Origin of the sequence: uncultured Rikenella sp. (assembly GCF_948810725.1) — a bacterium.
Taxonomy (GTDB): domain Bacteria; phylum Bacteroidota; class Bacteroidia; order Bacteroidales; family Rikenellaceae; genus Rikenella.
The window spans coordinates 1-17,134 of the sequence record NZ_CAQIVA010000001.1 but is presented as its reverse complement, the minus strand read 5'-3'; the positions used below and the strand labels follow the sequence as shown (position 1 = coordinate 17,134).

Genomic DNA, 17,134 nt, shown 5'->3' with positions numbered 1-17,134 from the left:
CTATGAACCGCAAAAAGATACTGCTGCTCGGCCTCGTTCTCCTCGCACTCGCGGGCGTCGGCTACGTTCTCCTGAGACCGACCCGGGTGGCGCTGGTCAATTTCCCGCGCTACCAGACGGCCCGCATGGCCCAATCGTTGGATAACCGCTCGATCAAACTCTTCTCGGTGGAACTGGAAGAGTTCGAGACCTTGAAAAACTACGACGCCGTGCTGATCTTCGGCATGGGCATCCGGATGACCGACGACCACCGGGCCCTGCTCGAAAAGCTCAAGGCCAAAGGGACACCGATCTATTCCACCTCGGTGACCGACCCCGTGAACCGCATCACGAGCCTCGACTCCGTCCGACAGTCCACCGTGAAAGCCTACCTAGACAACGGCGGCACACGGAACTACCGCAGCCTGTTCAACTACATCCGCCGCGAGCTGAAGGGCCGGAAGCTCTTTACCGGCCCCGTCGAACCGCCCGTGGCAATCAGCAGCGACGTCCTGTTCCATCTGGACGACGAACAGACCTTCTCCACTGTCGACGAGTTCGACACCTATTACACCGCTCAGGGTTTCCGCCGCCCGAACGGCCCGAAAGTGACTCTGCTGGTCGGCATGGCCGGGCCGTTCGACACCAACAAAGAGCACCTCGACTCACTGATTACGGCTCTCGAACGGCGCGGCATGAACGTCTATCCGATTTCGAGCTTCGGCCGCCGGCTGGAGCTGTTGCAGGAGATCGGGCCCGACGCCGTCGTCTACCTGCCCCACGGCCGTCTGGCGATGGGACAGGGCGAACGGGCCGTCGAGTGGCTCCGGGAACGGAACATTCCGCTCTTCTGCCCCCTCACCCTCAACGACACCTACGACCGCTGGATGGAAGACCGACAAGGAATGGTCGGCGGCTTTCTGAGCCAGAGCATCGTCATGCCCGAACTCGATGGCGGCATCGTTCCGATGGCCCTCAACGCCCAATTCATCGACGACGAGGGACTCTACCTTTTTAAATCCATACCCGGCCGGACAGAACAATTCGCCGCCACCGTCGCGAACTACCTGAAACTCCGCACGAAGCCCAACAAGAATAAAAAAGTGGCCGTCTACTACTTCAAAGGCCCCGGCAGCCACTCGCTGGTCGCCTCGGGACTCGAGGTACTGCCCTCGCTGTACAATTTTCTGAAGAAACTGCAGAGCGAGGGGTACGACCTGAGCGGCCTGCCCGCTTCGGAAAAGGAATTCGAAGAACTGGTGATGGAGCGCGGCCCGGTCTTCAACAGCTATGCCGAGGGGAACATCGAGCGCTACCTGCACTCCGGTTACCCCGAACTGATTCCGGCCGCCGACTATGACAACTGGCTGCGCCGGACCTTGCTGCCGGAGCAGTACGCCGAACTGACCGCCAAACACGGCGCGGCTCCGGGCGCTTTCTACACCGCCGGCGACAGCATCGCCGTGACCCGGATCCGGTTCGGGAACATCGTCCTGCTGCCCCAGCCGACCCAAAGCACCGGCGAGAACACCTTCGCCGCCGTTCACGGCGACAACCCGATCCCGCCGCACCACTACCTGGCCTCCTACCTCTGGACACGCTACGGTTTCGGCGCCGACGCCATGCTCCACTTCGGCACGCACGGCTCGCTGGAATTCATCCCCGGCAAACAGGTCGCCCTCTCGACCGCCGACTGGAGCGACCGGCTGGTGGGCGATCTGCCTCACTTCTACCTCTATACGATCGGCGACGTGGGTGAAGGCATCATCGCCAAGCGGCGCAGCTATGCGACCACCGTATCGCACCTGACCCCGCCGTTCATCGAGACCGAAATGCGCGGCGAAGTCGGCCAGCTGCTGGAACGCATCAAAAACTACCTCGCCAAAGAGGAGAGCGACCGTTCGGCGAACGACAACCTGCATATCAAACGTCTGGCCCTGAAAATGGGCCTGCACCGCGACCTGAAACTGGACAGCGTGCAGACGCAGCCCTATACGGATGCCGAGATCGAGCGGATCGAAAGTTTCGCCGAAGAGCTCTGCTCCGAGAAGATCACCGGCGGGATGTACACCCTCGGCGTGCCGTTCACCCCGGAAAAGATCCGCTCGTCGGTCGAACTGCTGGCCACCGATCCGATCGCCTACGGACTGGCCGCACTCGACAAGACACAGGGCAAAGTCACTCAGAAGCAGATCGACCGGGCTGCATTTTTCAACCGCCGCTACCGAACCCCCGCTCGTCAGACGGTCGAACGCCTGCTGACCCAGCCCGCATGGACGACGGAAGCCGCCCTGACTTCGCTGGGCATCTCGCCCAAACAGCTGGCCCGGGCCCAACAGATTCAGACCCTGTTGCAGCCCAAAAACCGTCTGGCCATGCTTCGCGCCAGACCCGCCGCCCCATCCGCCATGCCGACCGACACCCTATCGGCTGCCGAAAAAGCATGGGCCGAAGCCCTGACCCAGATCGCCGACGCGGTAACGAACGTGCGCAACTACCATTCCGCCCTGGAAGAGAGCCCGAACGCCGAACTGACATCGCTCGTCCGAGCCCTGAACGGCGGCTACCTCGCCCCGACGCCGGGAGGCGACTACATCGCCAACCCGAACACCCTGCCCACCGGGCGCAACCTCTACTCCATCAACGCCGAGGCGACTCCCTCGCCCGACGCCTGGGCCAAAGGCGTCGCGATGGGGGAACAGATGCTGGCCGACTACCTGAAAAACCACGGCGGCAACTATCCGCAGAAAGTGAGCTTCACCCTCTGGTCGGGCGCCTTCATCGAAAGCGAAGGAGCCACCATCGCCCAGATTCTATGGCTGCTCGGCGTAGAGCCCCTCCGCGACCAGTTCGGCCGCGTGATGGACATCCGTCCGGTTCCGGCCTCCGAGCTGAACCGCCCGCGGATCGACGTGGTAGTACAGACCTCCGGCCAGCTGCGCGACTTAGCCGCTTCCCGGTTAGCCCTGATCCAGAAAGCGGTCGATTTGACAGCCGCCCTCGACGACGGCGAAAACTACGTCGCCCAGGGACGTTTGGCTGCCGAAAAAGTGCTACTCGAAAAAGGTTTTTCACCGAAAGCGGCCCGCGAACTCTCGACCCGCCGGATTTTCGGCGGCCTGAACGGCATGACCGGCACCGGCATTACCGCGCTGGTCGAAAGCGGCGACCGGTGGGAGTCCGACAACGAAATCGCCGCGACCTACCTCAACAACATGGGCGCCGCCTACGGCAGCTCCGAAGCGTGGGGCGACTTCCATCCCGGCCTCTTCGAAGCCGCCCTGCAACAGACCGATGCCGTCGTCCAGCCGCGCCAAAGCCACACCTGGGGCGCGCTGAGCCTCGACCACGTGTATGAATTCATGGGCGGCCTGAACCTGACCGTCCGGAACGTGACGGGGCGCGATCCCGACACCTATTTCAACGACCTGCGCAACCGCCACCACGCCCGTGTACAGGAGCTGAAAGAGGCCATCGGCGTCGAAACGCGCACCACCCTCTTCAATCCGGTCTATATCCGCGAACAGATGCAGGGAGGCGCCTCTTCGGCCGAACGGTTTTCCGAAGTCGTGCGGAACACCTACGGATGGAACGTCATGAAACCCGCCGCGATCGACAACGAGATGTGGGATCGGATTTACGATATTTATGTCGAAGACGAGTTGAATCTGGGCACCCAGACCTTCTTCGAACGCGAAAATCCGGCCGCTCTGCAGGAGATCACCGCCGTGATGCTGGAGACCGCCCGCAAAGGATACTGGCAGGCCACGCCGGAACAGTTGAAGGCTATCGCCGAACTGCACAGCGAACTGGTGACCCGGCACGAAGCGGCCTGCAGCGGCTTCACCTGCGACAACGCCAAACTGCGCGACTTCATCGGCCGGCAACTGACTCCCGAAGAGGCCGAAACCTACCGGACATCTGTCGACCGGGCCCTTTCCGCCGCCCCGTCGGAGGGCACGGAACAGCAGGGAACGGTGCTCGAAAAAGAGACCTTGAACCGCGCCGCCGACACCCGCCGACCCTTCGGCAGCTTGGGTATCGCCCTGGGAGCCTTCGGCCTGATCTGCGCCGCCGCAGGCGGCATCCGAATCATCCGCAAGCTGCGTAAAAGAAAGGCATAACCCCGACTATGGAAAGCGTTCTACTCCTTCTGACCCTGCTGGCGCTCGTCAAAGCGACCCTGAGCGGCAGCCTGCTCCCTCGGCGATGGCAACGCCTGACATTCGGAGCGCTGTATGCCGCCAGCCTCTGGATTTTCCGCCCCTACGCGCTGGAATTCAATAAACTGCAAGTCGAATCCGCCCTGTCGGAGCCGCAGGCCCTGACGAATCTGTCGCTCGTCGTGATGCTCGACCTGCTCGTCACCTGCGCCGCCTGTCGGGCCTGCCTCGCTCCGCAACGCGCCCTCCGGCGGCTCCGCTATCTGCCCTCGCTGCTGCTCTTCCCCGCGCTGTTTTACGTACAGGTCGATCTCTTCTTCACCTGCACCGGTCAGGCGTTCACCACCCTGACCCTGTGGCTCTCGATCGGGATTTTCGTACTGCTGAGCGGCGGCGGATACCTATGGCGGAGGTGGTTTCCGTCCGACGAGAGTCGCATCGAGCCGACCCTCCTGTGCGGAGTGCTGATCTTCGCCCTGACCGTCTGCTGCACCGTCTTCCACCCGTCGGCCACCGTGGTCAGCCACAGCACGCCGATCGACTGGCGCGGCACGGGGCTGGCCCTCTCGGTCACAACCCTGCTCCTCGCAGCGGGATATCTTGCACCCCGCTTTCTGAAAAAGCTGAAAAAACAACACAACTAATAAATATGGAATACGTTTCAAACCTCCTCTTCTGGATATCGAACGGCCTGCTGGTACCCGTTATCGTCGGCCTGCTGCTCGTCTTCGTCCAGGCGATTTTCCGACTGGGCGGCTTTTACAACCGATACCAGCAACGCCGCCAAGCCAGTCGGGCGATCCGCCCCCGACTCGACAGCCTCGACAGCGCCGACCTTCCCGCTTTCGGCGAACTGCTCGCCGCCCAGCCGACATCGGACTTTACCCGTGCCGCCCGCCGACTGATCGACGGCAACGGCTCCGAAGCCGCCAACCACCGCATCGTTTCGGACTACGAGATCGCCGCCGACCGGACACTGGGACGCGCCCGGCTGCTGACCAAATTCGGCCCCATCCTGGGCCTGATGGGCACCCTGATTCCGATGGGGCCCGCCCTGACCGGACTCTCGACCGGCGACGTCGCCACCATGGCCTACAACATGCAAGTCGCCTTCGCCACCACCGTCATCGGCCTCTTCGCCGGCGCCGTCGGCTTCGTCCTGCTCCAGATCGAACAACGCTGGGCCGCCCGCGACCTCGCCTCGCTGGACTACCTCTCGGCCCTCGCGCTCGAACGGCGCCGCCCGGACGCGAACGCTCACCCCAACACCCCGCAGGCATGAAACGCAGAAAAATCCTGAACACGGGCGAAGACCACGACCCGGTCGCGCTGCTCTCGAACCTCTTCGACGTAGCAATGGTCTTCGCCGTCGCCCTGATGGTCGCCCTGGTGACCCGCTTCAACATGACCGAACTCTTCTCGCAGGAGGACTATACGATGGTCAAAAATCCCGGCACCCCCGAAATGGAGATCATCGCCAAAGAGGGTCAGACCATTACGCGCTACAAACCCTCCGAATCGCAGACGAGTTCGGGCCCCAAAGGACGCAAAGTGGGCGTCGCCTACGAATTGGAGAGCGGCGAGATCATCTACGTACCCGAATAGCTCCGATTTTTCGTCTATCTTTGTCCGACATCCGCCGGTCGCGAAGTACATGAAAATTCTGGTGCTCGACAACTACGACTCCTTTACCTACAACCTCGTCCAACTGCTCCGCGAGGCCGGGGCCGACCGGATCGACGTGCGTCTCAACGATCGGATCCCGCTGGAGGAGGCGGAGTCCTACGACAAAATCGTGCTCTCGCCGGGCCCGGGAGTGCCTTCGGACGCAGGCCTCCTCCTGCCCCTGATCCGGCGATACGCCCCCTCCAAAAGCATCCTCGGTATCTGCCTCGGCGAACAGGCCATCGCCGAGTGCTTCGGCGCCCGGCTGGCCAACCTGCCGCAGGTCTGCCACGGCATCGCCAGCCGGATCGAAATCGTCGAACCCGACCCGCTGTTCGCCGGCCTCCCGGCCCGACCGGAGGTAGGACGCTACCACTCGTGGGTCGTCGATCGGCACGGATTTCCGGACAATACCCTGAAAGTGACGGCCGTGGATGCCGACGGAACGATCATGGCCCTTGCTCATCGTCGCTACGATGTGCGCGGCGTGCAGTTCCACCCCGAATCGATCCTCACGCCGGAGGGAGGACGCATGATCGCCAACTGGCTCCGATACGACCCGAATGGCTGAAACCGGCCGCAACGGTTTTACAACGGTAATCCGTCAATCACAAAAAGGCCGGCCCGAAAGTGAATTTTATATAAAAACAGCCAGTAATTTATCAATCAGGAATTTATCGGAATCACTAAAATAATCACTTTATCTTTTTCTCGCTTATACCATCTTGCTATTCCGGCTCTCTTCTCCCTGATCTTCCGTCTTGACCCATTTCTTACCCATTTATTCCGAGAGGCAACGCAACTGAAGACCGTAAGCACGCGGATCCGCATAACTGGGATAGAGACGATTGACACCTATCAGCAAATGGAGCCCTCGGATATCGTTGATCATCGCAGACTGGCTAAAACCGATGTCGCCCACCCCTGTCATCGTTCCCCAATTTGCATGGCGGTTGCCCGGGGCGGGCACGTGCCCCGTTTATTCCGAGAGGCAACGCAACTGAAAACCGTAGGCACGATGGCTCGCGTGGTTGGGAAGAAGGTACTGCGTATAGAAGTTCAAGTGCATGCTGTTGGCACCGTTGACAGAGGAAGACCAGCTGTATCCGCCGTGTCCGAGATAGTTCGCGGCACCTGTATCCCGAGGGAGGTAGCCCGGGGCGGAGCATTTGCCCCATTTATTCCGAGAGGCAACGCAACTGAAAACCGTAGCCGTGACCGAGTGTAAAGGCGGGCTGAGTCGCATTCATCACGAAACGCAGATAGACGCCGTTCGTTCCGTTGGTCGACGCCGACCAGACGGAACCTTCGCTGCCGACGTTGTGTAGCGCGCCCGAGGTGTCAAAGCGGAAGCCCGGCGCCCCGTTTATTCCGAGAGGCAACGCAACAGAAAACCGTAGCCACGGTAATTCGCGTTGCTGGGATAGAGCCATGATACGTGGAAATTCGAGTTCATGCCTTGGGTGCCACTGGGCACCGATGCAGACCAGACCGTACCCTCGCCGCCGACGTTCCCTGCTACACCCTCATAGCCCGTGCGACCGTAGTCGCGGTAGCCCGGGGCGGCGGCGCTCGGCACGTGAACCGCCCACCACTGCCCACTGACCGCCTCTACTCTAAATTGCCCCCGCGAACCCCGCATCGCAACCGCAATTTAGGTTGGGACAACTCCGAAAATAGAGCTATCTTTGTGAACCGGACGGACGCCGTGTGCCGTCCCCCTCTTTCTTTAACCGCAGACCATGGCTCAACAAGCCTCGCCGCTCCTCTTAGGGACCGAAAAAATATCCACCCTCCTGCTGCGCTATGCCATCCCGGCGATCATCGCCATGACGGCAGCATCGCTGTACAACCTGATGGACAGCATCTTCATCGGGCACGGAGTGGGGCCGCTGGCCTTGTCGGGATTGGGGATCACCATGCCGCTGATGAACCTCGGCGCAGCTTTCGGCTCGTTAGTGGGAATCGGGGCCTCGACCCAGCTCTCCATCAAGATGGGACAGGACGACCGCGACAGCGCTTTGCTGATTCTCGGCAACGTCATCATCCTCAACACCGTTATCGGAATCGCCTACTCGGCGATCGGACTGCCTTTTCTGGACTCGATACTCTACTTTTTCGGCGCCAGCGACAACACGATCGGATTCGCGCGGAGCTACATGTTCATCATTCTGGCGGGAAACGTCATCACCCACGTCTACCTCGGGCTGAACGACATGCTTCGGGCCTCGGGCTATCCGGGACGAGCCATGGCAATTATGCTCACAGCCGTGATTCTCAACGGGATACTCAACGCCATCTTCATCTTCGGTTTCGGTTGGGGGATCGCTGGAGCGGCCTGGGCGACGATCATCGCACAGGCGGTGGCCATGGGGCTCGAATTGAACCACTTCCTGAACAAGAAGAGCTTCATCCACTTCACCCGCGCCACGATCCGGCTCAAACGAACCATCGTCAAAGGAATCCTGTCGATCGGGATGGCCCCTTTCCTGATGTACGTCTGCTCCAGCGTGATCGTTATCCTGATCAACAAATCGCTGCTCCACCACGGCGGCGACCTCTACATCGGAGCCTACAGCAACGTGAACCGCATCGCCATGCTCTTCGTGATGATCGTCATGGGACTCAATCAGGGGATGCAGCCGATCGTCGGTTACAACTTCGGCGCGCGGAAGTTCGACCGCGTGACCCGTACCTTCAAATACGTCGTCTACTGCGCCGTAGCCGTCACCACCACCGGCTTTCTGATCTGCCAGCTCTTTCCGCGGCACATCACCATGCTCTTCACGGACGACCCGGAACTGCTCGCCATTTCGAGCCACGGTTTACGGATCGTTCTCGCCATGTTCCCCATCGTCGGATTCCAGATGGTGACCTCCAACTTCTTCCAGTCGATCGGGATGGCGCCCAAAGCGATTTTCCTCTCCCTCACCCGGCAAATGCTCTTTCTCGTACCGTTTCTGTTGGTGTTGCCGAACTTTTTCGGCGCGAACGGCGTCTGGATGAGTATGCCGCTGGCCGACTGCGCCGCCACTACGCTGGCCGCGATTCTGCTCTGGAAACAGTTCCGGAAATTCCGCCGGATGCAACCACAGCTGAGCTCATCTGCAACCACCGAATAACAACCACTTAGAACCATTCGTTCGCTATGGAAACACCCCGCTTCGTCATCACCATCGGTCGCCAGTTCGGCAGCGGCGGCCGCGAACTGGGCCGCCGGCTCGCCGATCTCTTCCAAATCCCCTACTACGACAAGGAACTGATCGCCGAAGCCTCCAAAGAGAGCGGCCTCGACCCGGAATGTTTCGAAAAAGCGGACGAACAGGCGCCGAGCACCCTGATGCACGCCCTGGCCACCAGCCTCATGATGGGAGGCGGAGCGATGCGCAGCCAGGGGAACGCCCTGGCCGGCGAAAACATCTTCAAATTCCAGTCCGACGTGATCCACGAAGTGGCCCGAATGGGGTCGTGCGTCATCGTGGGACGCTGCGCCGACTACATCCTGCGCAATGAGCCGCTCTGCATCAGCACTTTCATCTACGCCTCCGAAGCCGACCGCATCGCGCGCATCATGCGCTGCCACGGCGCACAGAGCCCGAAAGAGGCCATCGACATGATGCGGAAAATTGACAAAAAGCGCGCCGCCTACTACGACTTCTACACCGACAAATCGTGGGGCGCCGCGACCTCCTACGATCTTTGTATCGACTCGTCGGTTTTGGGGATCGACCGAACGGCAGAACTCTTGCGCAACTATACCGAACAGCGCATCGCTACCGCCGCCGCTCAGTCGGGACGACCGGAGCCGGAGGAGCCGGCACGCTGACCGGCGGTTCCCACTCCATTGTCTCGCCCCGTAGCGGCCTCCAGTCCTCGTCCACCTCGGGCAGCCCCTCCACCCGGGCCGACCGATTCGCCGAGAGCGGCAGGCACTCCATCTCCCACGGCAACCGATACTGCGCCCCGTTCGCGCCCAGCCGGTCGCGCAACTCGCGACACAGTCGGTAACGCGTCATATTGTGCGTCAGGTATCCCAACTTCAACACCTCGCCCATCCGCGGAATCATCTTCAGCTTCATCTTATAGCACTTATAGTGCGTCATATAGCCCAGATAGGAGTTCATCGCCGCCTGCATATAGACCAGAAACGTCCGCGACGGCCTCGGGTGCGTCCGGATATAGGCATTCATCGACATCAGCAACGCACTGAAATGGTTGCGCGTCCGATTGACCATGTAGCGCCGATAAGGCTTCACCACCGCCCCGAGAAAAGTCACCCCCTTCGAAATCTCCTGCAAATAGATCTTCTTCGGATGCAGCGTCAGCCCCAGATGCTCCTTCAGGTAGGCATCGATCTCGCGGATATGCCGCTTCAGCAACTCCTTGTCCCGATGGATGATATAAAAATCGTCCACATACCGCCCGTAGTGCCGATGTCCCAGCCGACGCTTGATAAAGTGGTCGAAATCGTTCAGGTAGATATTGCTGAACAGCTGCGACGTCAGATTCCCGATCGGCAGCCCGCACCCCTTCGGCGACGTAAAGAGACTCTTGCTCCGCGGCAGGTCTGCCCACTTCGACCGGCTCCCCCGAATGATGCAATTCTCGGTCGGATCGTTGAAGACCACCTCGCGCAACAGAAAGAAAATTAGATCGTAATCCAGCAACTCGTTCCACGGCTTCCCCTTGTGCGACCGCCGGGACCCCATCTTCAACATGACCCGTTCGATCGTTTCGAACATAATCCGCCGGTCGATATTCATAAAATAGCCCTGAATATCGAGCTTCAACACATAGCACCTCTCGCGATAATTGTCCGAACACGACCGGATGTGATGCTCCAGCCGCTGAATACCGTAGAGCGTCCCCTTGTTTTTCAGACAGGAATAGCTGTCGGCGATAAACGTCCGTTCGAACATCGGCGAGATGTAGTTATATAACAGATGGTGCACAACCCGATCGCGAAAATCGGCCGCGAATATCTCCCGTTTGACCGGATGCTCCACCATGAAACAGACGCTCGGCCCCACCCGATACTCCCGGCTGTGAATCTGGTTGTAAAGTTCGATCAGATTGCTCTCCAGATCCATCTCGAACCGCAACTGATTGCGTGTATTCCGTTTGTGTTTCCGCGCATCGAAGTAGGCCCGGAAGAGGTCTTCGAGCAACGTGTCCGGTCGTTCGCCGACTGAACTCTTTTCTTTATTTTCTTCCATAATTATTTTATTCGAACGCTATTATTCCCGCTTATCGCCGGATCCGCTGCATCGCAAAAAGAAGAAACAGGGAGGGCGATAAATGCTGAGAGGCAACGCAACGGAAAGCCGTTGGCACGGTTGTTCGAGTTGCTGGGCTGAGCCGCATTCACGACGAAACGCAAATAGACGCCGTTCGTCCCGTTAGTCGCAGCCGACCAGACGGAACCCTCGTTGCCGACGTTGTTCAGCGCGCCCGAGGTGTTGTTGCGGAAGCCCGGGGCCTCATCCGTGTTGGCAGTCGCTCGAGTGATACGCCTCCGAGTCGCCGGCGAGGCGAAAGTCGGAGCATACCTGACAATCTATAGCTGACCGGTCGGTCAGCGGACTGCTGAATTTATCGTTCACTCTGCCGGCCACTCTTGACGACCGACACTCCGGCATCCCTGTTTCCCTTCTGTTTATTCCGAGAGGCAACGCAACTGAAAACCGTAGCCGCGGTAGTCCGAGCAGCTGGGATCGAGGCTCTGCGAATGGAAATCCAAGCACAGGCCACGGTAGTGGTCGCCCGAATCGTAGAACGCGGACGACCAGCTGAATCCGAAGTAGCCGACCTTCACCGGTGCGCCCGAGCCTGCGAGGCGGTAGCCCGGGGCAGTTTCCTCTGTTTATTCCGAGAGGCAACGCAACTGAAAACCGTAGGCACGGCTGTCGTTTGCAAAGTTGGGATAGAGCCACGTGACTTTGAAGAGGAGATCTTGTCCGTAAATGCCCCTTGTGGCGGCCGACCAACTATAACCGTTATTACCGACGCCGTTCATGTCGCCCCATCGATTTTGTTCACCTGAGTCGCGGTAGCCCGGGGCGGCGCCTCTCGTCCCCGTTTATTCCGAGAGGCAACGCAACGGAAAACCGTAGGCACGGCGCGTCGTATTGTCGGAAACGAGCCACCCCGCGTGGAAGTCCAAGTACATGCCCCGGTAGTGGTCGTCCGAACCGTAGGACGTCGAGGTCCAATAGTATCCGCCGTCACCGACGCCCATCAGAGCGCCCTCGATGTAGCCGCGGTAGCCCGGGGCGGTTTTCTCTGTTTATTCCGAGAGGCAACGCAACGGAAGACTGTGACCGCGGCTCATTACGTCGCTGGGGACGAGACCACGAGTGTAGAAGTGCAAGTACATGCCATTGGTTCCACCGACCGATGTACATGACCATCCGGAACCCTCGCTACTGACACTCACCGGTTCGCCCGAGAGCGTGGTGCGGCAGCCCGGGGTCAGGCAGATTAAAAATTTTCACAACAACCATATGATATTAAAGACTCGAAATATCAAAAAGCAGGATGTCGGTAAATACTGAGAGGCAACGCAGCTGACGACCGTTGGCACGGTTGTTCGTGTTGCTGGGATCGAGGTCCTGCGTGTTGAACCACAAAAACCGCCCGTTGATACCGCTCACCGCCGACGACCAGCTATAGCCGTTGTTGCCGACGCCACCCGGTTCGCCCGAAGAGTTGTTGCGGTAGCCCGGGGCAGCCTGTCGAACTGAGCAACCACTCTCTACAGACTCCGCCGGAAACAAAAAACCGACAGAATCATCGATTTAACTAATCTGTCCGAAACACTGAACGACAGACCAGTAGGTCACTGAATTTACCCTTCGCCCTGCCGACTCCCCTGTAGAAAAAAAGCCGGCACTCCGGAAAACATCCTGCCCATTCGGCCCGTGCACCGATACCTATCTATAAAAAAGGACGCGACGTCCGGGTAAATGCTGAGAGGCAACGCAACTGAAAACCGTAGGCGCGGTTGTTCGCGTTGCTGGGATTGAGCCACGTCACGTTGAAATTCAAGTTCATGCCATTGGTACCGCTGACCGTGGAAGCCCAGCTGTAACCGTTGTTGCCGACGTTGTTCAGCGCGCCCGTATCCCGATTGCGATAGCCCGGGGCGTTCTCATCCTATCTTGCGACCGCTCGCTTCGCCGCCCCGCTGCGGAGAGTTTCTCCGCAGCGGGCGGCGCACGACACGCTCCAGCCGAATTCGTACCATAACTAATCGCGCCCGAGCACGATCAGTGGGTCGCTGAATTTACCCGCATCCTCTGTCGCCGGCCGTAACCGACAGACACTCCGGGGACGTCCGTCCTGTGAATACGCTCCTGTTCCGTCGTCCGGAAGAGCCGAAAACCGATAAATGCTGAGAGGCAACGCAACAGAAAACCGTTGCCGCGATTGTTCGCATTCGAAGGATTCATGTTCGTCGCATTGAACAACAAACGCCAGGCGTTCGTGCTGCCGTCGGGCACCGACGCAGACCAGACCGTACCCTCGTTGCCGACGTTACGCTGCACGCCATCCGCATGATTGCGGTAGCCCGGGGCGGGCGACAAGCACTGTAGCCGAACCGTAACTATTCCCGATCACCTCCTCCCCGGCACTACGGAACAGGAGGTCGTAGCCATAACTAATACCGCAAAGCATCAGTAAGTTACTGAATTTATCGTCCTCACTATCGAACCACCGTAGCCGTCCGATACTCCGGAACTGCCTGCACGGCACCGTTCTGACACCCCCGACGAACGGAACAGGAAAAAACGCACATCCGGCCCCCCTTGTTCCGCCGACGACCGCCGATAAACGCTGAGAGGCAACGCAACTGAAGACCGTAGGCGCGGTTGTTCGCGTTGCTGGGATTGAGGTTCGTCACGTTGAAATTCAAGTACACCCCATTGCTGCCGCTCACCGACGACGAATAGCTGAACCCGTTGTTGCCGACGTTGCTCAGCCCGCCATTGGCTCTCTCGCGGAAGCCCGGGGCGGGAACCGCGCATAGCCCGAATCGGAAAGGCAGTCGCTGGAATATTCACTCCGCCCATAGCACGAAGCGAACGCGTGAATAACTAAGACTTCAGTGGACTGCTGAATTTATCGTTCACCCTGTCCGCCAGCCGCCGGAGCCCGACGACCGTCCGAACACTCCGGAACCCATCGAGGCACGACCGTCTCGGAACACGACCCGCCACACCGGATGTGCAAAGCCAGACCATCAAAGAACTCTCCCCCTCCGCCGCCACCCCGTTACGATTTGACCACAACGGCCTTCCGTTCCAGCTTCATCTTTTCGGAATACCTCTGCCAGGCCTGCAACTGTTTCGAGATCGACTCGGTGTGCGTACACACCACCGCGAACTGCTTGACCGATATCTGTTTGAGGTCGGTGAGCATGCGACACATCAGTTTGATCGTCACCACCCGTTCCCTCGCCAGCCGGATATCCGCCACCCGCTCCTCTTTCGCTCCGTTGGCCCGATAGATACAGAGACACAACTCGATGATATTGTCCTTGAGTTTTTCAGCCAACGTATACCGATAGTCCCGTTTGATGTTCGGCGTGAACTGAAAGACATAGAGCAACAAATCGTACGCTGCCTTGAAGACCTCCAAATTATCATAGACTGCCATTGAGCTGTTTTTTAAGGGAAGACACAAAAAGAAGACATTCGAGCGGCGTCGCGTTTTCGACGCTGAAATTGCGGAGATCGCGCAACACCGCTTCGACGACCGAAGTTCTGTTTTCGGTCGCGACCGGCTGAGAGGCCACTACCAAAGGAGCGATCGATGCGATACCCGTTCCGGAACGCGGCGCGCCTCCGCTCTTTCCGAAGGTCGGCGGCGGAGCCACAGATGTCGCCGCCGGAGGAGGAGTCGTAGCGGTTCGAGCCGCGACCAATGGAATCGCCTCTTTCCATCGGACATAGGCCGCCGGATCGATCGTTCCGCCGTCGAGCACCAACATGCCGTAGGGCCCAGTCTGGACGGGTCGATCACCGAGTACCCTCGTTCGCGAGGTATCGGGAAAACCCAACGATACGATTTCGGTATCCAGATATTTGATGAACCGTTTAGTGATTTTATAACGCGAGATTCGCCGCACGAAGGCGAAAGCCGAGCGTTCGTAAGCTTTCCAAAAAACGCCCTCGGGATAGAGATATATCCGATCGGTGTTGCAGTTTTCGGCTGCAATGATTTCCTGTAGAGTCATCGAAAGAATAGTTTTTTGAATGAGAAAAATACCGTACGAGACAACTGGACACCGTACGATCCGATAAGACATAACGGCATAGGAGAGAACGGGAGGCCACCCCGCGGACAAGCCTTTAAGCATTCGATTCCATCCGCCTCTCGAGAGATCGGATCCGCATCACTATTATTTTAAATGTCTAAAACTTATATACTTTTATGAGTAGGATAGCAAAACTCGCCAGTAAATTCGATGAAGTTCTTTTTTCCCTACATATCACTCTATTTTTTCAGAGTAATTCATTTTTCTCACCGAATATGAGTTGCACATGCTCAAAGACAAATTTAACAATTATCCTAAAATAACAAAATACTATTCTAAAAATAATTCCCCACACCACAATCCTCCGAAAACAGTCACAAGCAAGACCATCCACCTGTCCGCCCCGGGCTACCGCGGCTCAGGCAAGGAAATAGCAGTAGGCGCGCTGAACGGCGTCGGCGGCTACGGGTGCAGTTGGTCTTCCTCGATCAGCAGCGAAAATGGTTTGCATTTGAACTTTCATATGAGATGGTTCCGTTCCGACAACCCGGGCAATCGTGGCTACGGTTTTCAGTTGCGTTCCTCTCGGAATAAACGCCGCGTGCCCGCGGTGGGCAAAGGGCCGGGTCTACCCTAAAAATAAGGACAGCCTCTACCCTGTTTGCGTTTACTGCGGTTCGAAGAACCGCCCGGGCCGGAGCCACCCCAGGCGTAGGCCTGCAACGTCGCGATGCTCGTTTCCGGCCACGCTGGCTCCGACCCTTAATATTCACTCTCGACTAAAGTGGGTCGGGCGACCGGGAGGTGCTGTCGTGGGGTAGAGGCGGCCAGTAAAAGACGCTGTGCGTCCCGCCCGTGGGCAGGCGTCCGGCCCGAGCGACCCGTTGGGTCGCAAAAGCAACGCCCCATCACGGAAAGTTCGCCGCCAGCGGTGAGTGCAATGAGCTCCGTCGAGTTGCAGTCCGCCGCATGGAGTGGCGGCGAACTGCGCGGCTCAAAGAGCCGCAAAAGCTCGGCCCATTTCTGGGCACGACAACACCCCATTCACCGCCCCCGTTTTGCGAGGTTCGTCCTCGGCATCCCCCCTCGCGCCGCTAATGCGTCGCTGCGCCCGAGGACGGCGACCTAAAGGTCGCAAAAGCACCGCCCAAAGCCCCCTCTCATTTTATCATCACATTCTGTCGAGTTCGGCCTCGTCCGAGAGTAAAGCCCTAAGCCCGGCCACCAACCTCGCCCCAATTCTGTCGGGTTCGGGCTGCGCGCTCTGGGGGTGGGCCAAAGGCCCAGCGCGCAAGCCCGGCGGCTCGTAGAGCCGCAAAAGCTCAGGCCAACAACTCGGCCCAGCGCGGCGGGAAAACCGCAATCGGTTTTCCCGCCCGAAGAACAAGCAAAGCCCAAAGCTCGTCCCAGTTCTCCGCCCCGTGTGTGCCTCACTGCGGCTCCGCTTTCGCTCCGCCACCTTTCCGTCGCCCGCTGGGATTTCATCTCGATTTTGCTGATGCAAAATGAGCGAAATCCCTCTTTAGGCGGGCGGGCGACGAAGTTTTCGGCAGAGTCGATTTGTTCGCGCGCCTTGGAAAATCTGATTCAAAAGCGAACATCGCTTTTGAATGATTTTCCTGTTAAGGCGTTGGCGCGCGGTCGAGCTTTGTCCGCCTGAAACTGCCCTGCGCGGGCGGCGTCCGGGTGACCCCGGCGGGACGGAGCGATACTACGTATCGCTTAAGCAGCTTGGCCCAGTTCTTAGTGCGCGCCGGGGAAATCTTGTCAAAACGTGCCAGCACATTTTGACGATTTCCCTCCTAAGGCAGGGCGCGCGGCTTTAGCTACGGGAGGGTACTGCCCTTACGCCGGGCGGCGGTGCCTCCCGGCACTCGGAGTGGGCAGCCACGGCCCAACTTCCTGCTCCGCGCGCTGGCGGAAATCTTATTCAAACACAAATCATGCGTTTGAATGATCTCCTTCTCCAGCAGTCGCGCGCGGTTGAGCTTTGTCCCGCCTGAAACTGCCCTACGCGGGCGGCGTCCGGGTGACCCCGGCGGGACGGAGCGATACTGCGTATCGCTTA

At 59.1% G+C, this 17,134-nt stretch carries 20 protein-coding genes; 8 read left to right on the top strand and 12 right to left on the bottom strand.

Annotated features, from left to right (window positions below; translation table 11 throughout):
* Positions 1-2: 2 nt before the first annotated feature.
* Genes Q9S52_RS00100 through Q9S52_RS00080 form a run of 5 tightly spaced genes read left to right on the top strand, consistent with a single transcriptional unit; the run spans position 3 to position 6,378 of the window.
* Positions 3-4,103 (top strand): cobaltochelatase subunit CobN, encoded by a 4,101-nt coding sequence (locus tag Q9S52_RS00100; protein ID WP_304707482.1) that lies wholly within the window; start codon positions 3-5, stop codon positions 4,101-4,103.
* A gap of 8 nt (positions 4,104-4,111) precedes the next feature.
* Positions 4,112-4,786 carry a hypothetical protein gene (locus Q9S52_RS00095; RefSeq protein ID WP_297628483.1) on the top strand — a complete coding sequence of 225 codons (675 nt, stop codon included), beginning with the start codon at positions 4,112-4,114 and terminating at the stop codon, positions 4,784-4,786.
* Positions 4,787-4,791: 5 nt separating this feature from the next.
* The gene (locus Q9S52_RS00090) at positions 4,792-5,424 is read left to right on the top strand and encodes a MotA/TolQ/ExbB proton channel family protein (protein ID WP_294592878.1); all 633 of its coding nucleotides are present in this window, start codon (positions 4,792-4,794) and stop codon (positions 5,422-5,424) included.
* Positions 5,421-5,747, top strand: coding sequence for a DUF2149 domain-containing protein (locus Q9S52_RS00085; protein ID WP_297829657.1), 327 nt, complete (start codon positions 5,421-5,423; stop codon positions 5,745-5,747). The genes Q9S52_RS00090 and Q9S52_RS00085 overlap by 4 nt, the downstream gene beginning before the upstream one ends.
* Before the next feature lie 49 nt (positions 5,748-5,796).
* Positions 5,797-6,378, top strand: coding sequence for an aminodeoxychorismate/anthranilate synthase component II (locus Q9S52_RS00080; RefSeq protein WP_304707477.1), 582 nt, complete (start codon positions 5,797-5,799; stop codon positions 6,376-6,378).
* A 210-nt stretch (positions 6,379-6,588) separates the two neighbouring features.
* Here Q9S52_RS00080 and Q9S52_RS00075 read toward each other — a convergent pair whose 3' ends face one another.
* The 3 genes from Q9S52_RS00075 to Q9S52_RS00065 form a co-directional block, all read right to left on the bottom strand.
* Entirely contained in the window at positions 6,589-6,738 is a 150-nt protein-coding gene (locus Q9S52_RS00075; protein ID WP_304707475.1) for a hypothetical protein, read from the bottom strand.
* A 247-nt stretch (positions 6,739-6,985) separates the two neighbouring features.
* Complete coding sequence (locus tag Q9S52_RS00070) at positions 6,986-7,189, bottom strand: hypothetical protein (RefSeq protein ID WP_297829665.1); 204 nt, start codon at positions 7,187-7,189, stop codon at positions 6,986-6,988.
* Positions 7,174-7,449 carry a hypothetical protein gene (locus Q9S52_RS00065; protein ID WP_304707472.1) on the bottom strand — a complete coding sequence of 92 codons (276 nt, stop codon included), beginning with the start codon at positions 7,447-7,449 and terminating at the stop codon, positions 7,174-7,176. The genes Q9S52_RS00070 and Q9S52_RS00065 overlap by 16 nt, the downstream gene beginning before the upstream one ends.
* A gap of 100 nt (positions 7,450-7,549) precedes the next feature.
* Between Q9S52_RS00065 and Q9S52_RS00060 the strand changes: the two genes are divergently transcribed.
* Both Q9S52_RS00060 and Q9S52_RS00055 read left to right on the top strand, forming a co-directional pair.
* Positions 7,550-8,929, top strand: coding sequence for an MATE family efflux transporter (locus Q9S52_RS00060; RefSeq protein WP_304707470.1), 1,380 nt, complete (start codon positions 7,550-7,552; stop codon positions 8,927-8,929).
* 26 nt (positions 8,930-8,955) lie between these two features.
* Positions 8,956-9,633 carry an AAA family ATPase gene (locus tag Q9S52_RS00055; RefSeq protein ID WP_304707468.1) on the top strand — a complete coding sequence of 226 codons (678 nt, stop codon included), beginning with the start codon at positions 8,956-8,958 and terminating at the stop codon, positions 9,631-9,633.
* Here Q9S52_RS00055 and Q9S52_RS00050 read toward each other — a convergent pair.
* From Q9S52_RS00050 to Q9S52_RS00010, 9 genes are all read right to left on the bottom strand, one after another.
* Positions 9,581-11,023, bottom strand: a complete 1,443-nt coding sequence (locus Q9S52_RS00050) for an RNA-directed DNA polymerase (protein ID WP_304707466.1) — start codon at positions 11,021-11,023, stop codon at positions 9,581-9,583. The genes Q9S52_RS00055 and Q9S52_RS00050 overlap by 53 nt on opposite strands.
* 440 nt (positions 11,024-11,463) lie before the next feature.
* The gene (locus Q9S52_RS00045) at positions 11,464-11,622 is read right to left on the bottom strand and encodes a hypothetical protein (RefSeq protein ID WP_300601292.1); all 159 of its coding nucleotides are present in this window, start codon (positions 11,620-11,622) and stop codon (positions 11,464-11,466) included.
* Between the two features lie 48 nt (positions 11,623-11,670).
* Complete coding sequence (locus tag Q9S52_RS00040; RefSeq protein WP_294594632.1) at positions 11,671-11,823, bottom strand: hypothetical protein; 153 nt, start codon at positions 11,821-11,823, stop codon at positions 11,671-11,673.
* Between the two features lie 63 nt (positions 11,824-11,886).
* A complete protein-coding gene (locus Q9S52_RS00035; RefSeq protein WP_294594633.1) occupies positions 11,887-12,045 on the bottom strand; it encodes a hypothetical protein in 159 nt (52 codons plus the stop codon).
* A gap of 271 nt (positions 12,046-12,316) precedes the next feature.
* The gene (locus Q9S52_RS00030) at positions 12,317-12,460 is read right to left on the bottom strand and encodes a hypothetical protein (RefSeq protein ID WP_294594634.1); all 144 of its coding nucleotides are present in this window, start codon (positions 12,458-12,460) and stop codon (positions 12,317-12,319) included.
* Positions 12,461-13,075: 615 nt separating this feature from the next.
* Positions 13,076-13,354, bottom strand: a complete 279-nt coding sequence (locus Q9S52_RS00025; protein ID WP_304707460.1) for a hypothetical protein — start codon at positions 13,352-13,354, stop codon at positions 13,076-13,078.
* Positions 13,355-13,512: 158 nt separating this feature from the next.
* The gene (locus Q9S52_RS00020) at positions 13,513-13,728 is read right to left on the bottom strand and encodes a hypothetical protein (RefSeq protein WP_294594638.1); all 216 of its coding nucleotides are present in this window, start codon (positions 13,726-13,728) and stop codon (positions 13,513-13,515) included.
* A gap of 353 nt (positions 13,729-14,081) precedes the next feature.
* Entirely contained in the window at positions 14,082-14,465 is a 384-nt protein-coding gene (locus Q9S52_RS00015) for a four helix bundle protein (protein WP_294594640.1), read from the bottom strand.
* Positions 14,452-15,045, bottom strand: coding sequence for a hypothetical protein (locus Q9S52_RS00010; RefSeq protein WP_297628505.1), 594 nt, complete (start codon positions 15,043-15,045; stop codon positions 14,452-14,454). Before Q9S52_RS00010 ends, Q9S52_RS00015 begins: the two co-directional genes overlap by 14 nt.
* Positions 15,046-15,352: 307 nt before the next feature.
* On the opposite strand from Q9S52_RS00010, the gene Q9S52_RS00005 reads away from it, so the two are divergent.
* The gene (locus Q9S52_RS00005) at positions 15,353-15,703 is read left to right on the top strand and encodes a hypothetical protein (protein ID WP_304707452.1); all 351 of its coding nucleotides are present in this window, start codon (positions 15,353-15,355) and stop codon (positions 15,701-15,703) included.
* Positions 15,704-17,134 lie beyond the last annotated feature (1,431 nt).